This window comes from Paenibacillus sp. FSL L8-0470 (genome assembly GCF_038008625.1).
Taxonomy (GTDB): Bacteria; Bacillota; Bacilli; order Paenibacillales; family Paenibacillaceae; genus Paenibacillus_AQ.
This window is the reverse complement of record NZ_JBBOZM010000001.1, coordinates 3,580,148-3,602,343: the sequence shown is the minus strand read 5'-3', so window position 1 is coordinate 3,602,343 and position 22,196 is coordinate 3,580,148. Positions and strand designations below refer to the sequence as shown.

General features: G+C 46.5%; 18 protein-coding genes. 1 reads left to right on the top strand and 17 read right to left on the bottom strand.

Annotated features, from left to right (window positions below; all coding sequences use genetic code 11):
* Window positions 1–84: 84 nt before the first annotated feature.
* Window positions 85–1,308, top strand: a complete 1,224-nt coding sequence (locus NST99_RS16370; RefSeq protein WP_341093106.1) for an epoxide hydrolase family protein — start codon at window positions 85–87, stop codon at window positions 1,306–1,308.
* On the opposite strand, the gene NST99_RS16365 is transcribed toward NST99_RS16370, so the two are convergent.
* From NST99_RS16365 to NST99_RS16285, 17 genes are all read right to left on the bottom strand, one after another.
* Complete coding sequence (locus tag NST99_RS16365; protein ID WP_341093105.1) at window positions 1,305–2,264, bottom strand: NAD(P)H-dependent flavin oxidoreductase; 960 nt, start codon at window positions 2,262–2,264, stop codon at window positions 1,305–1,307. The two genes, NST99_RS16370 and NST99_RS16365, sit on opposite strands and share 4 nt — an antisense overlap.
* A gap of 22 nt (window positions 2,265–2,286) precedes the next feature.
* On the bottom strand, window positions 2,287–3,090 hold the full coding sequence (locus NST99_RS16360; protein ID WP_341093104.1) for an energy-coupling factor transporter transmembrane component T family protein: 804 nt from the start codon (window positions 3,088–3,090) through the stop codon (window positions 2,287–2,289).
* On the bottom strand, window positions 3,091–3,963 hold the full coding sequence (locus NST99_RS16355; protein WP_341093103.1) for an ATP-binding cassette domain-containing protein: 873 nt from the start codon (window positions 3,961–3,963) through the stop codon (window positions 3,091–3,093). It lies immediately after the preceding gene.
* The gene (locus NST99_RS16350) at window positions 3,924–4,724 is read right to left on the bottom strand and encodes an energy-coupling factor transporter ATPase (protein WP_341093102.1); all 801 of its coding nucleotides are present in this window, start codon (window positions 4,722–4,724) and stop codon (window positions 3,924–3,926) included. The genes NST99_RS16355 and NST99_RS16350 overlap by 40 nt, the downstream gene beginning before the upstream one ends.
* Window positions 4,725–5,546 (bottom strand): SDR family NAD(P)-dependent oxidoreductase, encoded by an 822-nt coding sequence (locus NST99_RS16345; protein WP_341093101.1) that lies wholly within the window; start codon window positions 5,544–5,546, stop codon window positions 4,725–4,727.
* A complete protein-coding gene (locus NST99_RS16340; RefSeq protein ID WP_341093100.1) occupies window positions 5,546–5,896 on the bottom strand; it encodes a MaoC family dehydratase in 351 nt (116 codons plus the stop codon). Before NST99_RS16340 ends, NST99_RS16345 begins: the two co-directional genes overlap by 1 nt.
* Window positions 5,889–6,263, bottom strand: coding sequence for an FAS1-like dehydratase domain-containing protein (locus tag NST99_RS16335; RefSeq protein ID WP_341093095.1), 375 nt, complete (start codon window positions 6,261–6,263; stop codon window positions 5,889–5,891). Before NST99_RS16335 ends, NST99_RS16340 begins: the two co-directional genes overlap by 8 nt.
* Window positions 6,260–7,411, bottom strand: a complete 1,152-nt coding sequence (locus NST99_RS16330; RefSeq protein ID WP_341093093.1) for a thiolase family protein — start codon at window positions 7,409–7,411, stop codon at window positions 6,260–6,262. Before NST99_RS16330 ends, NST99_RS16335 begins: the two co-directional genes overlap by 4 nt.
* Window positions 7,408–8,898, bottom strand: coding sequence for an AMP-binding protein (locus tag NST99_RS16325; protein WP_341093091.1), 1,491 nt, complete (start codon window positions 8,896–8,898; stop codon window positions 7,408–7,410). Before NST99_RS16325 ends, NST99_RS16330 begins: the two co-directional genes overlap by 4 nt.
* Window positions 8,899–8,904: 6 nt before the next feature.
* Complete coding sequence (locus tag NST99_RS16320) at window positions 8,905–9,447, bottom strand: biotin transporter BioY (RefSeq protein ID WP_341093090.1); 543 nt, start codon at window positions 9,445–9,447, stop codon at window positions 8,905–8,907.
* A 452-nt stretch (window positions 9,448–9,899) separates the two neighbouring features.
* On the bottom strand, window positions 9,900–12,119 hold the full coding sequence (locus tag NST99_RS16315; RefSeq protein ID WP_341093089.1) for an NPCBM/NEW2 domain-containing protein: 2,220 nt from the start codon (window positions 12,117–12,119) through the stop codon (window positions 9,900–9,902).
* A 384-nt stretch (window positions 12,120–12,503) separates the two neighbouring features.
* Complete coding sequence (locus NST99_RS16310) at window positions 12,504–14,894, bottom strand: polyprenyl synthetase family protein (protein WP_341093087.1); 2,391 nt, start codon at window positions 14,892–14,894, stop codon at window positions 12,504–12,506.
* Window positions 14,895–15,071: 177 nt separating this feature from the next.
* Window positions 15,072–16,550, bottom strand: a complete 1,479-nt coding sequence (locus NST99_RS16305) for an Lsa family ABC-F type ribosomal protection protein (protein ID WP_341093086.1) — start codon at window positions 16,548–16,550, stop codon at window positions 15,072–15,074.
* A gap of 313 nt (window positions 16,551–16,863) precedes the next feature.
* Window positions 16,864–18,195: a voltage-gated chloride channel family protein gene (locus NST99_RS16300; protein ID WP_341097666.1), complete on the bottom strand. Its 1,332-nt coding sequence runs from the start codon at window positions 18,193–18,195 to the stop codon at window positions 16,864–16,866.
* 39 nt (window positions 18,196–18,234) lie between these two features.
* A complete protein-coding gene (locus NST99_RS16295; RefSeq protein WP_341093085.1) occupies window positions 18,235–19,101 on the bottom strand; it encodes a DegV family protein in 867 nt (288 codons plus the stop codon).
* Between the two features lie 26 nt (window positions 19,102–19,127).
* The gene (locus NST99_RS16290; RefSeq protein WP_341093084.1) at window positions 19,128–19,706 is read right to left on the bottom strand and encodes a TetR/AcrR family transcriptional regulator; all 579 of its coding nucleotides are present in this window, start codon (window positions 19,704–19,706) and stop codon (window positions 19,128–19,130) included.
* A gap of 145 nt (window positions 19,707–19,851) precedes the next feature.
* Entirely contained in the window at window positions 19,852–22,158 is a 2,307-nt protein-coding gene (locus NST99_RS16285) for a histidine kinase (RefSeq protein ID WP_341093083.1), read from the bottom strand.
* Window positions 22,159–22,196 lie beyond the last annotated feature (38 nt).

The window sequence follows — 22,196 nt, the reverse complement described above, 5'->3', positions numbered from 1 at the left end:
TAGAGGGATATTTCCTTTCTTCGAAATTAAAATAGTCATGCAGCAGTTAGCAAATATATTTCATACGTATAGGGAGGAACACTAATGACAAAAGCTCCATTTGCGCTTGAACCCACTCCGATCCACGTTTCGGATGAATTGCTTGCTGATCTTCAAACCCGTCTGAAGTCTACGAGATGGCCTTTAGACGCCGGTAATGATGACTGGTTTTACGGGGTAAACAGGAACTATCTTGAGGGACTCGTTGATTACTGGATTCACGAGTTTGACTGGCGCAAAGCCGAGAAAGCGATAAACCTCTATGAACATTATAAAGTAGACATTGAGGGAGTTTCTGTGCACTTTATGCGTAAACCAGGCGTAGGACCAGACCCTACACCCTTAATTTTGTCTCATGGCTGGCCCTGGACATTCTGGCACTGGTCCAAGGTCATTGATCAGCTTTCGGATCCTGGCGCCTTCGGAGGCGATCCAGCCGAAGCCTTTGACGTAATCGTCCCCTCACTTCCCGGTTTCGGATTTTCGGCGCCACTGCCGGACAACCCGGATATGAACTTTTGGAAAATTGCCGATCTCTGGCATACACTCATGACAGATATCCTCGGCTATACTAAATACGCTGCAGGAGGATGCGATGTAGGCGCTCTCGTAACAGGTCAACTGGGACATAAATATCCAGATGAGCTCTATGCGATACACATTGGGTCAGCGCTGAAACTTAACTTCTTCAACGGGGAGCGCGCTTGGGATTTCGCAGGAGGCCGACCTATACCCGGCAATATCCCTGAAGACATCCGAAAGGGGATTCTAAATCTGGATCGCCGTTTCGCCTCGCATCTCGCCGTACATGTCCTTGATCCCGCCACTCTTGCCTTTGGACTAAGCGATTCGCCCGCAGGCATGCTCGCATGGATCTTGGAACGCTGGGCAAGATGGAGTGATAATAAAGGTAACGTTGAGAATGTTTTTTCCAAGGACGACATCCTTACACACGCAACAATCTACTGGGTTAACAACGCCATCGAAACCTCAATACGCGTCTACGCCAACGCCAACCGCTATCCGTGGACGCCTGCTCATGATCGCTGGCCTGTCATTGAGGCACCAACCGGTATTAGCTTCGTGGGCTACGAAAATCCGCCAGGGATCACAACCGAAAACCGCATACAGAACTTCCTGGACAGCGATCGCGCACCCTGGTATAACCATGTCAATATCACAGCCCATGCAGAAGGTGGACATTTTATCCCCTGGGAAATCCCGGACAAATGGACCGAGGACTTGCGCCGGACTTTCCGTGGACGCTAGCTTCCCCATTTTCCGCGAACCTTCTCCGCCTCTTGAACCATTCTATTGATCAATTCGGCGACGGTTGGGATATCATGGATCATGCCGGTCACTTGACCTGCCCAACCAAACCCCTCTTCTTCACAATCCTCATAAATCCAGCGTTTGTTGGCTTCACCGCTAATATATTTTTTTAGTGCTTCATAGGTGGGGGTTACGCGCTCGATTTCGAGAATTTTCTCCGTGTAGGCACTTCGCAATACCCTGGCCGGTGAATGGATGGAACGTTTGATCACTGTTGTATCCGCCTCGGAACTCTCAATCAAGGCTTTTTTGTAAGAGGCAGAGGCGTCCACACATTCCTGAGTGGCGATAAAGCGTGTCCCCATCTCAATACCTTCAGCACCAAGTGCATGGGCAGCCATCCAGCCCCGGCCATCCCCAATTCCGCCTGAGGCAACAACTGGAATTTGAACAGCATCGACCACTTGCGGGACAAGTACCAGCGTTCCAACATCATCACGCCCTAAATGCCCGCCGCCTTCCTGCCCGACAACAATCACCGCCGATGCGCCCAGCTGTTCCGCTTTTTGTGCTTGTCTTCGTGAGGAAACGAGCACCAGTGTTTTAATAGCCGTGGGCTGCATCATCTCTAGTATCGGCGTAGGATCTCCACCAGTGATCGTCACAGCGTGGACCTGCTCATCAATAGCGGTCTGGACCCGATCCCTATAATTAATATTGTGGTTGCCAATAGCAAAATTGACACCAAAGGGCTGGTTCGTCAGGGTGCGCGCACGCTCAATTTCCGAGCGCAAGGCATCTGCATCCGGGAGACTCATAGCGGTAATTTGGCCTAATCCCCCTGCATTTGAAACCGCAGCCGCAAGATCTGCATAGGCTAGATAGGCAAGTCCCCCTTGAATAATAGGATACTTTATTTGTAATAATTCAGTTACCCGTGTAGCCCATTTCATCGTTATCTCTCCTTCTATCCACTTAAAATCCCCATATTTTCAACAGCAGCAGGATCACGGTCATTAGAATTACTGCTCCCCCTGCTTGATAATCGACACGCTGAAATGTCAATTGCTTATAGGAAGTTCTCCCTTTCCCATTCCCATAAGCACGCGCATCAATGGCGTGAGTCAATTGTTCGGCACGTTGAATCACCGTTAGAAGCAAAGGCACGAGAATCGGAATATAGGCAAATATACGTTTTGGCAGCTTTAAGGCTGAAATATCATAATCTCTGGCCTTCTGGGCCAGGAGAATCCGATCAAGCTCTTGCATAATCGTCGGGATAAACCGGATCGCAATCACAATCATTAGGGAAAACTGCTCCACCGGCACATTGAGTTTGGATAAAGGGGCCAGTAATTTCTCCAGCCCATGAGTTAAAGTCAGCGGTTTTGTAGTTAACGTTAAAATAGAAGCCAGCAAGATGATTAAGACAATACGCCAAACGAAACGTAACCCGTTCAGCAGACCCTCTTCTGTCATCTCTATAACAGACCAGGACCAAATGATATTCCCCTTCGTGGATAAGGCATTATAGAGAAAAGTAAACATCAAAATAATCAAGACCGGCTTCAAGCCTCTCCAAAAGACCAGTAACGGGATTTTGGATAACCATAAAATGCCGGCCAAGAAAAGGGTTGCGACAACGTAGCTGACGAACGTGTCCAGCATTAGGAAGCTCAGCATGATGATAATCATGCTTACAAGCTTTGTCCGCGGGTCCAGACGGTGAAATATGGAATGGGTCTCCAAATATTGTCCCATTAACAGGGTATTAGACATTTAGAGTCTCCTTGCCTGCCAGATGGGCAGCACTTTTGCGAAAATATCCTGCTCTCTGCAGCTCGCCACTTCAATTATCTCACCGGACATTTCCTCAACTATCTTTAACAGTTGCACAGGCTCCGGCAGGGATAAACCGAGTTGCTCCAGCAATTCTGCTTGTTCCAGAAATAAAGTGCCGGTCTCATAATGCCCCATGAGTTGCCCCTCGTGAAATACCATGACTTCATCCGAGTATTCGGCAACATCGTTCATTTGATGAGATACGAAGAGAACGGTGCGATTACCCTGCTGCTGCCATTTACTCAGCAGCTGAAGTAATGCGGCATGGCTTACTGGATCGAGACCTGCTGTAGGTTCATCCAGAATAAGCAGCTTCGGATCCATCATCAATACGGAAGCGATAGCCACACGGCGCTTTTGCCCCCCGCTTAGCTGAAACGGAACCAATGGCAGGATATCTTCTGTCAGACCTACTTGCGAAAGAATGACTTCTATCGACTTCTTTATCTGCTGAGGCGTATCCCCACGTTGCTTAGGAGCAAAGGCAAGCTCCTTGTACACCGTCGATTCAAATAATTGATGCTCGGGATATTGAAATACGTAGCCTATATCAGGCAGGACTTTTAGTTGTCCTTTACGGTCCTTGGGAATGGGATGATCATTAATCCAATACTCTCCGGCAATGTCCGGAATCAGCCCCTTCAGCACTTTAACAAAGGTAGACTTGCCGGCGCCTGTATGGCCAATGACAGAGATCCACTTGCCGCCTTGAATCGTGCAGCTGACATTTTGCAGAGCTACCCGACCGGCATAACTTACGCTTAGATTGTTTAGCTGGTAGACCATTGTGAGCGGATCATCTCCTTCCAATCTACCATTAGCGGCATGTCTGGATGCAGCATTCGATATACTCGGACCGCAAAAGGAAGTTCTAATTGGTAGTCTTCAACGGGCACCGTTTCAAAAAAGCAAACCGGATCTCCATCAAATACAAGCCGCCCCTTATCCATAAGTAAAACACGCCCCGCAGCCAGCACTTCCTCCATGTGATGGGTGATGTGGATAATGGTCATGCCTTGGCGGTGCAGCTCCTGCATGATCGAAAGCACTTGCTCCCTCCCCTGCGGATCAAGCATAGAGGTAGCTTCGTCAAAAATAATAATCCGGGGCTGCATAGCCAGGATGGCGGCAATAGCTACCCGTTGCTTTTGACCGCCTGAGAGCTGATGGGGCATCGACTCCAAATAATCCTCCATTTGCACAGCCTGTAGGGCTTGATCTAACCGGCTGCGTATTTCTTTCCTTGGCACACGAATATTTTCCAATCCAAATATCACTTCATCCATAACCGTTGTAGTAATGAATTGGTCCTCCGGATTCTGGAACACAAACCCTATTTGCTCATGGATCATCCTAAGGTCCGCGGGTCTGGAGGTGTTTAGATTCTGAAAGGTTACATCCCCTTGTTGTGGAAGCAGCAATCCATCCATTAGCTTGGCAATTGTAGACTTACCGCAGCCATTCGCCCCGACAATTGCCACGAACTCCCCCGTCTCAATCGTAAAGCTTAAATCCTCTAAGACGGGCTGCCCTTTTTTATAATAAAAATGAACGTGATCGAATGTCAGCATTTAATGACTACCCTTCTGCTGCCGCCATGTTGTCAAAAATGCCTCTATGCCGGTTTCGGTAAAGGCAGGCTCCGGCTTTTGCCACTTCGTTATCTTCGAACCATTTACACCAAAGATTTCACCTGTTAACTCAATATCCGGCTGTGCCAGCAATGCGGCTGCGAAGCGGGCAATATCGTCTGTTTCCCCCACCCGCCAGAACTCCGGGAACGGCTCATTGCGGCTGGCGTACTTTTCCTTCATATGCTGGATGACAGGCCGGGTCATATCTGTTAAGGCAGCAGGCGCAATCGCATTTACTCTAATACCGTTGCGCTTTAGTTCGGCTGCGAGCGTCCACATCATACCTAGCATTCCAGCTTTGGCTGCACTGTAATTCACCTGCTTGATCGAACCTGTTAAACCGGCAGTGGAGGTCATCAGAAGAATGTCTCCGCCATGATTTTGCATATGAGGCAGTGCCCGGCGAATGCTATAAAAAGCTCCATTCAGATGCACATCCAGCACCGAATTCCATTCTTCATCCGTCATATGCAGACATTGCTGGTCATGCAAATTACCGGCGTTATGTATCAATACATCTATACGGCCATACTCAGCGATGACAGCATCCACCATCGCAGTGACCTCAAGCGGATCTGCGACATTGGCACAAATGCCCCGCGCCTCGCCGCCTGTCCGGTGAATCTCCTGCACAACCTCGTCGATTAGCGCCTGCTTTGTCCCGTTAACTATTACTTTATAACCGGATTCGCCAAGCTGTAAGGCGATGCTGTGCCCAATCCCTCTGGTGGCTCCTGTAATTACGGCTACTTTATCCATCACTTCATCTCTTTCACTGAAAAGGTACCTGAAGCAATCACATCACCAGATTCTAATGTGACCTTCACTTCGATATGACCGTCGCGAGGCTCAAAGTGAAACACCACATCCGTATCTACTACAAGCGGCTTTTGAAATTTCATGCTATACGTTGTAATCCACTGTGCTGGATGATCGGTTAAATATAACGATTGTGCCAGCCCCATGATATACATACCATGTGCTATAGGCTGCTTATAGCCAGCCTTAACAGCAGCTTCGGCATTCAGATGAATGGCAGCCGTATCATTAGAGACAGCCGCGTATTGCCGGACAGACCCGGCAGTTACACGTTTCTTAATCTTAATCACCTGCCCGGATTAATAGGGTATCTGCCGTCCCTATGAGATTACCGCCACATGTATAAACAAGCGTGTGGTAATAAAAGGTCATCCATTCCTGCCTAACTTTTTTCTTATCCATCCTCGTTAAGAATAATTCACAATCCAGGATCATCCCTGCGGTAATTGGTTCCTGGTAAGTGAATTGCTGTGTGCCGTGAATTAAGGGGGCATCCGTCTTCAACCAGGGAATATCGAAGAACTGCCAGAAAATAATCGGCATTGTGGCAGGTGCGATCAGATCACCTTTTATCATTTGCAAGGGAGCACCGATACTTTGTGCAAAGTCAGAAATCCACTCCGCAGTGATATGAACCTGATGCCGGACTTTGTTCATTGGACCGCCTCCACCAGCGTGGCCAGACCTATCCCGCCACCAATGCCTAGTGTTGCCAGCCCCCGTTTATAAGGTTTATATAACATCTCGGAGCATAACCGTGTGATTAAGATACCGCCTGAAGCACCGTAAGGATGGCCAATGGCAAGTGCTCCGCCTCCACGATTCACCTTTTCCTGCGGAATCTGAAGCTCCTGTAGTGAGGCTAATACTTGTGAGGCAAAAGCTTCGTTAAACTCTACAATATCCAAATCGGCAACACTCAGGTGCTGGCGGTAAAGCACCTTCTGAACAGCTGGAACAGGCCCCATGCCTAAAAAATTGGGATCAACACCTGCCGCTTGGGCATCGACGATACGCAAAATAGGCTTTAGCTGAAGCTCCCGGCATTTCTCACGGGACATCATCAGAACCAGAGCCGCTCCATCATTCAGAGGACATGCATTGCCAGCCGTTACCGTACCCTGTTCCAGAAAGATTGGCGGCAGCTGCTGCAGCTTTTCCAGGCTAGTATTGGCTCTGGGGCATTCATCTAGGGTAACCCATCCGCCATTCGCTTGTACAGGAACGATCTCTTTCAGAAATCGGCCGGTTTGCTGCGAATGAATGGCTTTTTGATGGCTTTTCAAAGCATAACGGTCCTGTTCTTCACGGGAAATCGCGTATTTACGGGCGACATTCTCGGCTGCAATGCCCATATCCGGGTCGCCGTAGGCGCTTGGAGTGAAACGGGCCCGTGTATATAGCTGTGGTGCGCCCGTTAGCGTTTGCGGTTTGGCCATTTTCCATGGGGCACGGCTCGTACTCTCAACTCCACCGGCAAAATAAATCTCACCAGCACCACTTTGAATCAGCCTTGCCGCAAGATTGACTGCCTCCAGACCAGAACCACACTGCCGGTCAACTGTGACACCCGGGACCGTCACTGGCAGTCCTGCTTCCAGAGCAGAAAGCCGTGCGATGTTGCCGCCTGGACCTACTACATTGCCAATGATGACATCATCAATTAATTCCTTCGGCACATTCGTTTCTGCGACAATATGCTGAATAAGCGGTGCTAATAATGCTTCCGGCTCAAGAGCACTTAACACTCCGCCGATCCTGCCAATGGGCGTCCGTTTAGCGATCACAATTACAGCCTCTATCATAACAACCATCTTTTCGCGTAGTCTTTCATTGCCTGCCGGGCAATTTTTCCGCTACTTGTATAAATGAACTGCTCTACCGTGATAAGCTGTTTTGGGGCCTTGTAGTTCGCAATTTGCCGGCAGCAGTAATTCTTGATTTGTTCTACAGATAAACGCGTTTGTCCGCTCCACTTCACTATTGCTGTCACCTGTTCACCCCAATAGGCATCCTGTACTCCCAGTACCATCACTTCTTGAATTTCCGGCATCTGCTGCAGCACAGACTCTACTTCTTCCGGGAAAACATTAAGACCACCGGAAACCATCATGTTTTTTGAGCGGCCAGCCAAATACAAATATCCATCCTGATCCATATACATAAAATCTCCGATGATTAGCCATCCGTCACGAAAAACCGCTGAAGTCTCTTCCGGCAAATGATAATACCCTGTGAACATCATCTCACTCCGAATATAAAGCTGCCCGATGCTCCCTGGGGTTACCTCCTGCAGATGTTCATCACGAATGGATATCTGTACACCGGAAAAGGGTTTGCCTACTGAATCCGGCTTATTGTCGGCATGAACATCCAGGTAGCTGATATAACTAGCTTCAGATGAGCCATAAAATTCATATAGCTTCGCTGCGCCGAATATCTCCCTGCACCTATTCTTAGACATCTCTGACCATTTCCCGCCTGAGCTGATCAAAGCCTGGATTTGTGTCTGACCAAATTTATCCTTCTGTTGGAGCAGTGCTTCAATCATCGTCGGCACGACGAACAAAATAACATCGGGATTCAGTTTACACAACTGTAGAACCTTGCCGGCATCGAACTCTTTTATGATATGAAAGGTTGCACCGCTGTATAGACTCTGCATTACCGCAAATAAAGACAAGGAATGAACAAAGGGGCCAGGAGCTAACATATGCTCTATGCGGTTTAGCCGGAAAGCCTCTTTGGTCGCCTCGAAGCTCTGTATCCACGACAAGTGGGTGCGCATATACCCCTTAGGTGTACCTGTTGTGCCTGAAGTAAAGCCGATAAACAATAATTCATTCGATTCATCCATTTCAGCTTCCGGCTTGAGAGTGAGCAACCAGCTGTCATAAGAACTTGAACCTGTATCCTGATCAGAAAAAGTTAGAAGTTGAATTGCCGTGTCCTGTATGTCTAGAATCTTTGCCGAATGGGTCTCTGCAAAAATCATTTTCGGCTGACATTGCTGTAGAACAGCGTTCACTTGATTTATGCTCCATTTAGGATCCAAAGGGATAGGAACACACCCGGCATAAATAGCTCCTAAAAACACCTCTACAAATTCAATGCGGTTCGCAGATAAAATGGCAATCTTATCATGGTGAAGGCCATTTTGCCGTATACCCTGTGCAATTGTAGTCATACGCCGTACTAATGACCAATAAGTACGGCTCTCATCACCATCGGTTAAGGCGATATGGTCGGGCTGCTGCTCTGCATAACGCAGTAAGGGTTCAATCAGATTCATCGTTCATCACTTCTCTTCGATTGGACTGACGGCTTTTAATTGTAGCGCTATAATAGCAGCTATGACCGCTTTAATACAATCCCCCGGTAAAAATGCGGTTGCTCCCACAAGTCCGGCCCAAATAGAGGTATGTGTAATCAAAGCCATAACCGGCGCACCGATCAAACTAACAAGCACCACACCAAAAACTAAGTTAATGACGATAACTTTCCATGTTTTGACATTGGACCAGACTTTTTCTGTCGCATATCCGATACAAAATGCTGCTACGGGCCAGCTTAGAATATAACCGGCTGACGGCCCGACTAATGCAGAGAAACCTCCACGTCCGCCGGATAATAAAGGTAAACCCAGAGCGACTAACACGATAAATAAAATCAGGCTAAGACTTCCTGTCTTCTTACCTAAAAAACCTCCCGCCAGCATGACACCAAGTGTTTGTGCGGTAATAGGCACCGGGATAAACCCTAGTGGAATCGGTGGAATCATTCCTAATACCCCTATTAGTGCAGCAAATAATGCGGCAAATACCATCTCTTTTGTCTTCAACTTGCGACCTCCGTTAGTGTGATGAAAATATTAATCCCTATGAGATTTGTCATCTATATTTAGCTAAATCATAGTTTGATATGTTAGGATTGTAAACCTTATTCATATAATTTTTGGCTGGTATGTGAATCGAATAATACAATAACAACGGATCATCCGCATTATTCTGTTTTTCCAAAGCAAACACGAGATGAGGCATACCGATAAACAAATCAATTAACCAGGAAATGACGGTACATATCCGATGACTCCCGATAAAATCCATGCTGTCCCTATGCCCACCGCTACAAAACGCTAAAACTAACACTAAGCGAAAGTCATACAAAATAAGCCGGAAATCCTATACGATAAGGAAATCCGGCTTATTTTGTACAGCGCTATGGAAGATCACCTTTTAGTGTATTCGTGGCGAAGCTTTTACCAAGCCTATAATAGACTTTTATTCTTCAATACTATTTGATAAGACGAGCATTTACCCAATCGGCATGGTCACTATTTATACCATCTCCACCATCAGTTACAATAAGCTTTAGCTCATTCTTTCCAGAAAGATTAACGTTTACCTCATTTGGCTCTGTATTATTATGCATTACACCACTAAAGAATACAACTTGATTGTCTACAACAACTTTGAACTCCACAGAACCTACAGAACCTACTTCACCATCTACCCCAACTAGTGCGGCAAAGGACGTGTACTTCCCATCTAGTTTGTAGACAATTTCACTGTTAGCATGTGTGCTCAACCCTTTTGTATAGGTCTTGTTATTTAACTTAAGTGTATTTCCATCAAGACTACGATCTTTTTGAATCGTTCCCCAATCTGTTGTGGCAGAAAACCAATCAATATCGCTGAGATACGTTGTAACAGGTTGTGGTGTTATTGGATCGTTTTCAAAAATTTTAATTTCACTTGCAGATGCAAAACCATTTGTTCCACCACCTTGAGGAACTTCAAGTCGAACATATTTAGCAAGAGTAGGTGTGAAAGTTACTGTCTTTTCTGTGTTGTCCTTTGCCCAAGTGCCTGTTGCAAGCTCAGTGAATGTCCCCCCATCAAGACTAGTTAGGATTCTATAATTTGTAATAATTCCATTTTCTCCGGTTTGTCGCGGCAGATAGGTTAGTTTGGAAAATGTTGATGGATTTGCGTACTTTGCTGTAATACTGTAAGGGAATTGATTGGGTTTATTCCATTCACTGTGCCAGATACTATTTGTATTTCCATCAAATGCATTTATTGCGACATCATAATCACTTGAAGTCTCTTGGCTATTTGTTGTTATCTCAATGATACCTCTTACCTTATCCATTCCATCAGTCGGTTTAATGATGTTATACTCTGACCCAAACCAAATCGGTGCAGTTAGAAGAGGTAAATTCAATGATTTAATTTTGTTTCGTGTTTCATCTGTTGCAGACAGACCCCATTTGTCAAAGAAAGGCGTCAAGTCATAGTGCGCTACTTTTGAAGTGCTTAGAATAAAAGCCTGTTTTTTCTGAACATCTGTTGTTGGCAGTTCAGCTTCTGCCATCTCACGATATAATCGATGTAAGTCTGGGTAGAAGTTATCCCCAAAAGCAAGATTAAGTTGCCACAACATTTCTAATTTTGAATTAGAGTCTTTAAAATTCTTGGTTGGCTGCTCTACAAACGAGAAAGCGGTTAAGTACTCACCCTGCGACCTTGCAGGCTCAGTAGGTTTAAGAACCTTCTTAGCAGCCAGAGAATATAGATTTACTGTCACTTCAGACATCTCATCCCATGTCCAAGGTCCTTGTTGTCTCAAATGACCTGCCTCATGATACTGCCCCCAACCCATTCTTGTAAGGTTTAAAGCATCCGCATTGGCTCCAGTATTTGTAGGCATAATCGCTCCATCCCAGGTTGCATATGCATACGCTCCTCCTGTGTATGTTGGTGATTCAATGATGCCAATCAAATGCTTATCTAACCAATGTCTAGGATCAGAATCAGAATTCGATAGTCCAGAAATTTTATCCTGTGCTGCAATAAACTTATCATAAGTCTGTAAAACAGGATCTGGGTCTTGATTCAAGATATGGTCTTTAGCAGAAGCATATGTGAAGACTAAGAGAGCCTTTTCTGATTGAAGAACAACAGAAGGTGCATCAGGATAAGCACTCATCATTGCCTGCCAATCCTCTTTGGTATTCTTACCTAATACAAAAAATGGAACAGGGCTTCCCCCACTCACTACATTTACATTAATACTACCTTCATTGTTGCTGTTATCAAAAGACAACAAACCGCCATTTGGTGAGGAAATTGTGTTTGCACCTGTTTTTAATGGATACCTAATCGCCCACTCTTTATCATGTTGATGCATCCCAATAATCGCTGTAATTGGTTTGTCACCTGAGACCTCAATCTCAATTTGTTCATTGGCTTTTGCATATAGACCAGTTGGCTGAAATAATTTTCGTGCATCTGCATACCCCGCCGCTCTACGCTCCCGCTTGCCTTCTGCCCATATATCTCCAAGGGCTTTCACTTCAAAATTTCGCTGAACAACAAGATTACTTTGCTGTGTAATGGCTACCTCTGAAGATTGAGCTAGTCCCTCAGATGGTGAGTCAGCTACTACAACCGCTGTTGCTGTTACCACCATTAGAGATAAAATCTGAAGTGACTTCCTAAGTTTTTTCATCAAATCCTCCTAAAAAATTAATTTCACACTGATAAGACATCCTTGCATTACTTTTTTTACCATATACTAAATAACACCATTTATCTCTATTACTCCAAATCCATCTTTATTCTTCTTTTTATAACACGGATTGTAATATATGAAGTGCCGCAGTTACCTGTAAATAAAAAAATGGCTCATGATTGATCACTTCCATCCCTGCACTGCCGGTAGTCCGATGCCGGAGAGGAGAAAACATATCTGGCCTGGTTACGTAAAATTCCCGGTCCCCATAATGAACGGAATAACAGCTGCTGTAGTATGTAGGACGACAAAAAACCGGCAACCCGTATGGGTGCCGGTAATACTTGATCCTATTCCGTTCCGGGCAGGTTCAGCCGCAGTTCAGCGGTTCCTGTTAACCATATAATTTAATAAATGTTTCAGAAAAGCAATATTCCGCGGCAGCTCGCACAATGCTTCCGAGGCCAGACAGTAGTGTTCCCACAGCTCTTTCCGGGCATTCTCCAGCCCAAGAATGGATACGAAAGTTGAAGTGTTGTTTCCGGTATCCTGTCCAACGGGTTTGCCGAGCAATAGCTGGTCTCCCTCCTGGTCGAGCAAATCATCTTTTATCTGAAAAGCGATCCCCGCATGATAAGCAAATTTCTTCAGCGCCGCAATTTCCGCCTCCTTCACGTGGGCCAGCATAGCCGGCATGACCAGCGCCGCCTCGAAGGCAATCCCGGTTTTGTAAAAGCAGATCTCATTCAGTCGCTCCAGAGTTAACTCTTCGCCTTTAGAATGCAGATCCATCGCCTGCCCCATGCACATATCCCCCGTCTTTTGTGCTGAATACTGCATGAGCGCAAGCACGGTTTTCGGATCGAAATGACGGAGAGATGCTTGTTCCTCCGTGGCCTTCTGGATCAGAAACAATCCGGTTAATTCGGCAGTCGCAGCATCATGTACCTGATGCAAGGTTTCACGCCCTCTGCGGGTTGACGCATTATCCTGGGATGGCAGATCATCGAAGATTAAAGAAGCGGTATGCATATATTCCAAGGATCTCAGCAGCGGCACAATCTCCGCTGGCTCCAGTCCATATTCTCTTACGCCCATAACCCACGTTAAGACTGGGCGTATTCGTTTCCCATCACCTTCGAGACTGTAATTAGCAGCATCTATAAGCAGTTCCTTCATCGGTTGCATTCGCTCAGGCTTTGGGATTAGGAGCTGGCTGTTGATCACTCCGCGCACCGTTTTGATCGTATCGTGAAACTCCTCCTTTTCCTTCCGGTTGTTACGCAATGTGTTAAGCAACTGGTCCCGAAGCAGTTTGTCGAAGAAATCGACATCCACTGCTTTATGAACCATCCGGTTTACCAGTCGTTTGAACTCCGGGCTGCCAGACGCAAATATCTCCATGATTTCGTTGTATTTATCCCTGCCTAAACGTTCTTTAGAGCGTTTCAGACCGTTAATGACCCGGTCCAGAATTACCTCGCAAGTTTTGGGATCAGAATGAAACACGTTATGGAGCAGATGGGAAATGACCGTCCAGTACATTTCAAAGGGATTGATCAAATCGTTGCGCTGCTCGCGGTATTTTAAATAATAGGTATAAGGGGTAACCGCGCCACCCAGCATATCGTCGGACATATCGGCAAAATCATCCGCCAGCTGATTGTATAAGCCATAATAGAAGGTTCGATGATCAAAACCGTCATCTAGAGGCGCACTGATTACAGAGCGGACAATCAAGCGGGAGGAAGATGATTTTAGGATTACAGGAATATAAAGTTCCTCATTGGTATAACCATCATGAGACAGATTCTTTGCCCGGTCTATTTCCTGAGAGTGAAAAAACACATAGGAACGCTCAAAAAACGATTTCTGCGTCTCCATCCGCTGATGGTTCTTAATGTACTCAAAGGCTTCCCGCAGCTCCGAATGCACATACTCCATCAGCGGAATCTTTTCCCCATCCCACTCTCCAAGCTCCGGGACAATCCCGCTGAGAAGCGCTTGACGGATCAACCGGGAATATTGTTCTTTCTCAGAAGTGGTTAAGACCGCAGAATCTAAAAGATCGTCAATGAAAGGATAGGTAAGGCCATAGGAATACCCCAGCCGGATGGCTTCATCAAGTCTTAAGACACGTTCTGCAGGGGCAAGGTTATCTTCCATCTCTTCCATCTCTTCCATCACATGCATGACAACCCCGATAATAATCTTAATCAGCTTACGTTGGGCTTGCTCGGGATTCATTTCCACCGGCAGATTGGCGGAGACAGTTTTGAGTTTAGTTATCACCCAGATCGTGGCTGTTTCTACCCCTTCTTTCTGGGCCCAGCGGTACAGCTTTGCCAGATTCAGCATGTCCGGCTGTGTTTGCCCGCCTGCTGCGCCTGAGGGGATCAACTGATCTTTGATATCAGCAACCATCCGTTGAATCCTGTTTTGAGTGTCTGGAGAATCCAGCGCTTTGCCCAGATCCCTCATGTAGATATAGGAAATGCTTCGGTCGAGATAATCATTTAATTTTCCCGTGTAGTTCAGCCATTGAATATACCGGTGGTAATCGGCAGACCCGGGGTTCCTTTGGTTTCGCGAAAAAAAGGACAGCCATGAATGATGATGAATATGGCTCTTCTTCCACAAATGAAAGTCTGCAGTTAAGGCAGGCGCATAACTCCTATTCTTGACCTGTGTAAATAGTGATGCAAAATATTGAGCAGCTTTCTGCTCAGCCAGCTTATACGCTGTATCGGCATGCAGTGTAAATTCATTCATAAGATGGATTACCTCAACTTCTTTTAGTTTGGACCTTTAACATTCAATCCCTGCAGCTTCGCCGGATCATAGTTATATCATATACGTGAAAGAACTCATTGGGTTACGAGTTAGGAGTTATTTCGGGAGAGCCGAGAAAGTCTGCAGTGACCGGTCCTGAGAAATTCAGGTAATGGATTACAGATGAATGATTTTTGTAGCAATATTGTTGCAAAATTCACTGTCATGCTCGACAAAAAGAATAGTTGGTGTGTATTCCAGCAGCAGCTCTTCAATCTGCATCCGGGAAATAATATCAATAAAATTAAGCGGCTCATCCCAAATATGCAAATGGACCTTCTCACTTAGGCTTTTCGCAATAAGCACTTTCTTCTTTTGCCCGCCGCTAAACGCAGATATATCCTTTTCAAACTGTACTCTGGAGAAATCAAGTTTTCTTAAAATCGACTTAAACAGGCTTTCATCAATCCCGTTGCTTCTGGCGTAGTCCGTTAAATTGCCCTGTAAATGCGAGGTGTCCTGTGATACGTATGATATTGTAAGCTGACTGTCCTTCCTGAGTGTGCCTGTGTAGTCTAGCTCCTCGCCGCAAATCAGCTTGATAATGCTTGATTTACCGGAGCCATTTATACCGGAAAGCGCAATTCGCTCACCCTGCTCAATCGAAAAGCTGATATCTGCGAAGACGATCTTCTCCCCGTATTGAATCGAGACATGTTCAAGCTCAACCAGCTCGTTTTTATGATAATCAAGCTGTGAAATCTCCAGACTGTCGGAGTTTTCAATATTTTTCAGCAGTTTAGACTTTTCGGCAATGGCTGATTGCTGTCTTTGCTCAATGGCTTTAGAGCGTTTCATCATTTTAGCAGCCTTGTGGCCAACATAACCTTTATCCAACTTGGAACCGGAATTCCGTGTTCCATTTTTGCTTTTCTCCACCTCATGCGACCAGTTGCCCGTTCGTTTAGAAGAATCCGACAAGCGCTTGATGTCTCTTCTTAGTTTTTCATTCTCTGCCAGTTCAAAATGATCTTGCCGCCTTTTATTCTCCCACCAAGCGGAGAAATTCCCCTTTTGAATTTCTATGTTGGTTTTATTGATTGACAGGATGTGGTCTACACAATGATCCAGAAAGGATCTGTCGTGGGAGACCAGGATAAAGCCGCTCTTGGTATTCAGATAAGCACTGACCAGTTTTCTTGCATTCAGATCCAGATGATTGGTAGGCTCATCAATGAGCAGAAAGCTGTTTTCCTTAATAAATAATGCAGCAAGCAGCACCTTCGTCTGCTCACCGTTGGACAAGGAATCAAAGGGCCGGTATAGCACATCCTCGGACACTTTTAGTAAAGAAAGCTCCCGCATCAGCTTCCAGTGAATATAATCCGGGTAGATATCGCTGATTACGTCAAGGGTATTATTCCCCTTATTCTCGACAGGGAACGGGAAATAGTCGAAATCGACCTTAGCCGAAATCGTTCCGCTATATTCATATTTACCAAGCAACAAGCTTAGGAAGGTCGTTTTCCCTCTTCCGTTTCTTCCTGTAAATCCTAATTTCCAATCGGTATCAATTTGAAAACTTACGTTCTCAAATATATTATCGTAGCTGCCTTCATAGGCAAACGTCAGGTTCGCAACATTGATTAATGACATATATATTCCTCCTGTATATAAAAAAATAAGAGCTACAAGAAAGTTACTTTCTTGTAGCTCAAATAAATACAGCAAATCCAGCCCCAAAGCGGAGTTAGACAAGGATATTCGTCTGAGTGAAAAGAAATGCGTAACTTTCTTGCGTATAAAGAATAAAACACATGCGAAATAAAATCGCAGCTGTCGTTTTATTGTTTAAAAGATTCGCAAGAAAATTTCTACATTATCCTTTTCAACTCCAGTCATTAAAGTAACAGAATTTTACCATACCTTTTTTTTATTTTCAACCCAAGCATGGTTTTGATCAGCAAATCTACGTATGATTTTCTCCGCTGGCTTTTGTTTTTCGTTTGCGCAGACCCTTGACGGAGGCTAGGGTAGTCCCTTCTTGGATAGGGATCAGATGACTTTTCGATACGCCGATCTGCTGGGATGTATAAATACCGGTATGTCCTGAGAATAAAAAACTGACTACACAAGCGATAAACATATAAACCGCCCCGGTGGAACCAAATAGTTCAATCCCCATAATGAAACAGGCAATTGGTGTATTGGTGGCTCCGCAGAATACCGCAATAAAGCCAAGTGAGGCCAGGAAAGGAGCATATAAATGAAGCACACCAGCCAGGCTGTTTCCGAGTGTCGCCCCTATAGCGAATAAAGGAGTAACTTCACCGCCCTGGTAGCCTGTGCCTAAAGTAAGTGCAGTGAAAATGAGCTTCCACAGGAACGCAAAAGGCGGCATTTCTGTCTCAAAGGACCCGCTGATGAGTGGAATACCAAGTCCCAAGTAATCCCTGGAACCTATGACATAAACTAAGGCAATAATAATGAGCCCGCCTACCGCACTCTTTAGCATCGGGTTTTTAAAGATGTAGGTGAACGTTCGCTTTAAAAAGTGGGTCAGCTCGCTAAACAACATACTGACTAAACCAAACACTATTGCAGCAGCGATAACTTTTAACAGGACGACTACATCCAGATCTGGAAAAACATCCACCTGATAATGGGTATGATGCACCTTCCATAAGCGGGTAGTCACCAGATCGCCCACAAAACTGGCTGTGAAACAGGGCAGCAGCGCTTTATGGCTGATGAGTCCAATCGCAATCACCTCCAGCCCAAAAATGGTCCCGGCCAAAGGAGTCCCGAAGATTGAGCCGAAACCACCACTTATCCCGCACATCAGCAATATTTTCCGGTCCAGGGCATTGATCTTAATAAGTCTCCCGAATCCTTCGGCCAAGCTGCCCCCCATTTGTACCGCAGTTCCTTCACGCCCGGCTGAACCACCGAAGAGATGAGTGATAAGCGTGCCAAACAGCACCAAAGGAGCCATCCGCAACGGAATCGTTTCATTACCCTCCCGGATTTGCTCCAAAATCAGATTATTTCCCTTGGCACTGTTTTTGCCGTAGCGCATGTATAGAAAGCTTACCAGTGCACCTCCCGCCGGAAGCAGAAAGAGCAGCCATCCATGATTCAGCCGAACCTCAGTAACATAATCTAGACTCTTGAGGAAAAAAGCCGAGGCCGTTCCGGACAATACGCCTATTGTGCCGCCCAGGACAATCCATTTCAGAAAAGTGCTCCACAGCGCCAGATGGCTGCTTCTTTCCGTAAGCGTCGCCCATTTTGCATACATGTTCTTCATTTGCTGTATTCCCCGCTTTTCCGTAATGTATCAGCCCTGATCAGCTCTGCGGTAGTAGCTTACACCCAAACTTCGTGGTGAGGTGCGGGAGAGAAAGCCGCTGATGCTCGAAGTCACAAGCACTTCATCGCATCCCACTTTATTAATCAACGCTTCCCTTAAATATTCGGCTGGCTGCTCTGCCATCGTCTGTGAGATAAGCACAAGCTTCTGGTCAATCTCGTCTTTGTTGTCAAGTGCATTGTACAGCATCTTATCCAGCGCTTTTGTAACGCCGCCTTGTGGCTCATTCATGGAGAAATGCATTCGCCCCGACCTGACCGTTGCCGGACTTTTTAAATTCAAAGGACTTTTTATCCGATTATGCAATCCGTAAACATTCCCACCCTGATTTATAAAGTTAAGCTTATCAAGCAGCATTTCTTCCTCCAGGTTTGTCCGCGAGTGGTGCAGCTCTTTGGTTATAGTTGCGGGATGTCTTCTCTTCCTCGCCGCTGCGACTGCCCGCAGAACCATCATTGCCGTCCCTGAGGAAATGCTTGAGGAATCAATGACAGTAACTCTTCCTTCAGGGAATTGTTGGGCAGCTGCCACTGCATTCTTGTAGGTTGGGGATAACCCCGAGGCCATGCTGATGAATAACACATTGTCTCCGGCAGCAATACAAGGAGCAAAGAGAGTACTTAGGTCATGAGGTGTTGGAGCGGCAATACCGGGAATCGTCCCCTTCTCTCTTACGTAGGTGTATATCTCCTCAGTTGTTATATCGACCGTATGCCGAAATATCAGCTCATTGCTAAAAACAACATATACAGGAGCTATGCCAATCTCATATTGTTCAATTACGGTGGGCGGCAGATCTGAAAGACTATCTGTAAATATCTTTACTTTTGTCATTTGGCAGTCTCCTTAATACACTAGAATCATAGGATTCTAATGGCATTCCAACAGCTTTCTTCGACCCCTTCCAGCAGATCGGGGGTTTCGGTTAACACTCCAGACTTAATCAGTTTGAACAGCATCACGAACGCACCATATACAATGGCAATCAGCGCATCTGTGTTGAACTCTTTGATGACCCCTACTTTTTTACCATTCTCCAAAACTTGGCGAAACGTTCCAAGCAGCTCATCAAACACCTGCTTGCTTCGGTCGTCCAGATAATAAGCGCTATTATGGGATTCGATAAAGAGCAGCGCATTCACATTATTATCGGCAAACTTCACTAAACGCTGAAAAATATAATGAAACTGCTCCCGAATATCTGGCGTGGAATGAATGGCCTCATATTTTAACGTGTCCGAGAACACTTGCACGCAATGTTGAAACAATCCGTTAACAAGCGATTCTTTATTGGCAAAATAGCGATATATCGTACCTGCCCCTACCTTCGCACTTTCAGCAATCATCGGAACGGTTGTGCCGTCATATCCTCTCTCGGCAAACAGCACCAAGGCCGCTTTCATGATATCTTCCCGTTTGTTAGTAGCCAGTGTAATCACCCTTACCTTAGACTGGAATGGTTCCGGATTAAACCGGTATAGATTAGAGCGGAATGAATATTCATTCTCCTATTATAAGACTTTAAAATAAGAATGTAAAAGGAACCGATCTACAGGATCGGTTCCTTCTGTGTTCCTCACTCTACTATTGATCAGCCACAACCAGCATATCCATATGCCGGGCATGACGGAGCAGATAGTGGACGAAGCTTTTTTTGATGAGCGTCCGCCAGAGCGGCTTCCGTACCTGCCCGATGATCAGCTGTGTCGTCTTCACTTCATTGATCCTGATTAATAAATGCTCGTGCAGGTTCTTACGGCTTTCTGCCATAGTCACCTCTAAATTCCCTCCAAGCTGTTCTGTTAGACGACGCAGCGTCTCCAGCCGTTTCTGCTCCTCGGGAGTTTCTTTCGAACTGCAGTGCACATAATGAACATACCACTCGGCTTTCAAGCGATGCGCGATGCGGAATCCGCGGCGAATCAGCCGCTCTGCCCTCGCCCCCAGATCCACACAGACGAAGATCACCTCTTTCCTGCTCCATGGGCCCCGCAAGGAATTGTCCCGGTCCCAGGCCTCCAGCCGTTCGTCTACATCATCCGCAATTTCGCGGAGCGCCAGTTCACGCAGTGCAATGAGATTGCCGATCTTGAAAAACGATTCCAGCGCCTGGTTTACTTTCTCTGAGGCGTATATCTTCCCTTCCCGCATCCGCTCCTGCAGCATTTGTGGCGTTACATCGATCAGTTCGACCTCACTGGCCATTTTAAGAATCGCATCCGGCACGGTCTCCCTGACGCGTACGCCGGTTAATTGGGCTACCGCGTCGTTCAAGCTTTCCAGATGCTGCACATTTATAGTTGTTATGACGGAAATGCCGTTTTCGAGCAGACGGATCACATCTTCATACCGCTTTCTGGTTACACTTCCGGGCACGTTGGTGTGTGCCAGTTCATCCACCAGGACGACCTCCGGGCGGCGGGCAATAATTGCGTCCGTGTCCATTTCTTCCAAATGCGTACTTTGATATAGAATTTTGGCCCGGGGTATCATTATTAATTCGCCTATCTGCTCCTGGGTTTCCTTCCTGCCATGGGTTTCCAGCAGCCCGATGACAACATCGATGCCTCTGCTTTGAAGTATATTTCCCTCCTGAAGCATCTTGTAGGTTTTGCCGACTCCGGGAGCTGCACCGATATATACCTTAAAGGTGCCACGGCGGATCACTTCAATCTTCTTCTCCATCTCTTGACTGGTCAACCGGTGGAAAGGCTCCTTCTTTCCTTGCGGATTACGTTTGATCGGCAGAATCCGTTCTCCTTCCTGCTCGGCCCGGTCGGCCATCAGAAACACATCAATATTGCGTGTCTGGCGCAGCACACGGTCAGCAATCGAGCCCTGCCACCGCTCCTGCCACCGGCTTTTTTGAGAGTGGCCCATAACGATCCGGGTCACATTGTTTTTAATGGCATAACGCACCAGTTCGGAAGGAAGCTGGCGTTGAAGGGTGAGAGGAAGCTCTTCAAACCTGGCACCCACCCGCTCTACCAGCTTTACAATCGAACGCTTAAAGGTCTGCTGGTCCTTCGTCAGCGGCCGGTTAGGAATAGCAAATGTCACCACAATCAGATCACCGCCGAGCCGCTTGGCGATTTGCTGGCCTCTTCTCACATAAAGAGACCCGTTCCAATGGTACTGAGCGGATACCAGTATCCGCTCCATCGCGCCGGAAGGACCAATGAGCCCATGTTCTTCGCGATGTTTCTCTAGAGAATCGTTGACACCTTCGGCCACCAGACGCAGAGACAGCTCACGAAGCACGCCGAGATTGCCGGGCCGGGATAGTGCAGGATGCGTCTCATGGCCTAAAACACCTTCCTCGATCCGCTTCAGAATGGTTTCTGGTGAGACATCAATCAAGCGGACCTCATCCGCCAGCTCCAGAGTATGCAGCGGTACGGTTTCATCTGCACGGATTCCCGTCATTTGAAAGATGGTCTCACCCACTCCGGCCAATTCATACACATTGATGGTCGTAATCACGCTGATGCCGTTGTCCATCAAATAACGGATATCTTCCAGCCGCGTCTGAAAACGGGCTTCTTTGCGGTTCCGGTGCGCCAAGCCATCTACAAGCAGTACCTCGGGATTGCGCTCCAGCAGAGTCTCCAAAGGAAGATCCTTCTGCTCCTTGCCGTCCTTCAGCCAATGAATGCTGGGGACACGCTCCAGATCGGCAAGCTGCTGCATGGTTTCTGCTCTCTGCATCGTTGATACGGCACTGATTACAACATCAATGCCCTGCTTTTTCAATAACTTGCCTTCCTCCAGCATATGATAGGTTTTGCCTGATCCGCTGACGGAGCCGATGATAATCTTCAGCCTGCCCCGGTGCAAACGGTAAATGGAATACAGAATTTCTTCCGGGGTTTTGCGTTTGTAGGGTGCCACTCGTTAACCTCCAATCCTTAAGCGGAAACTACCCCTGT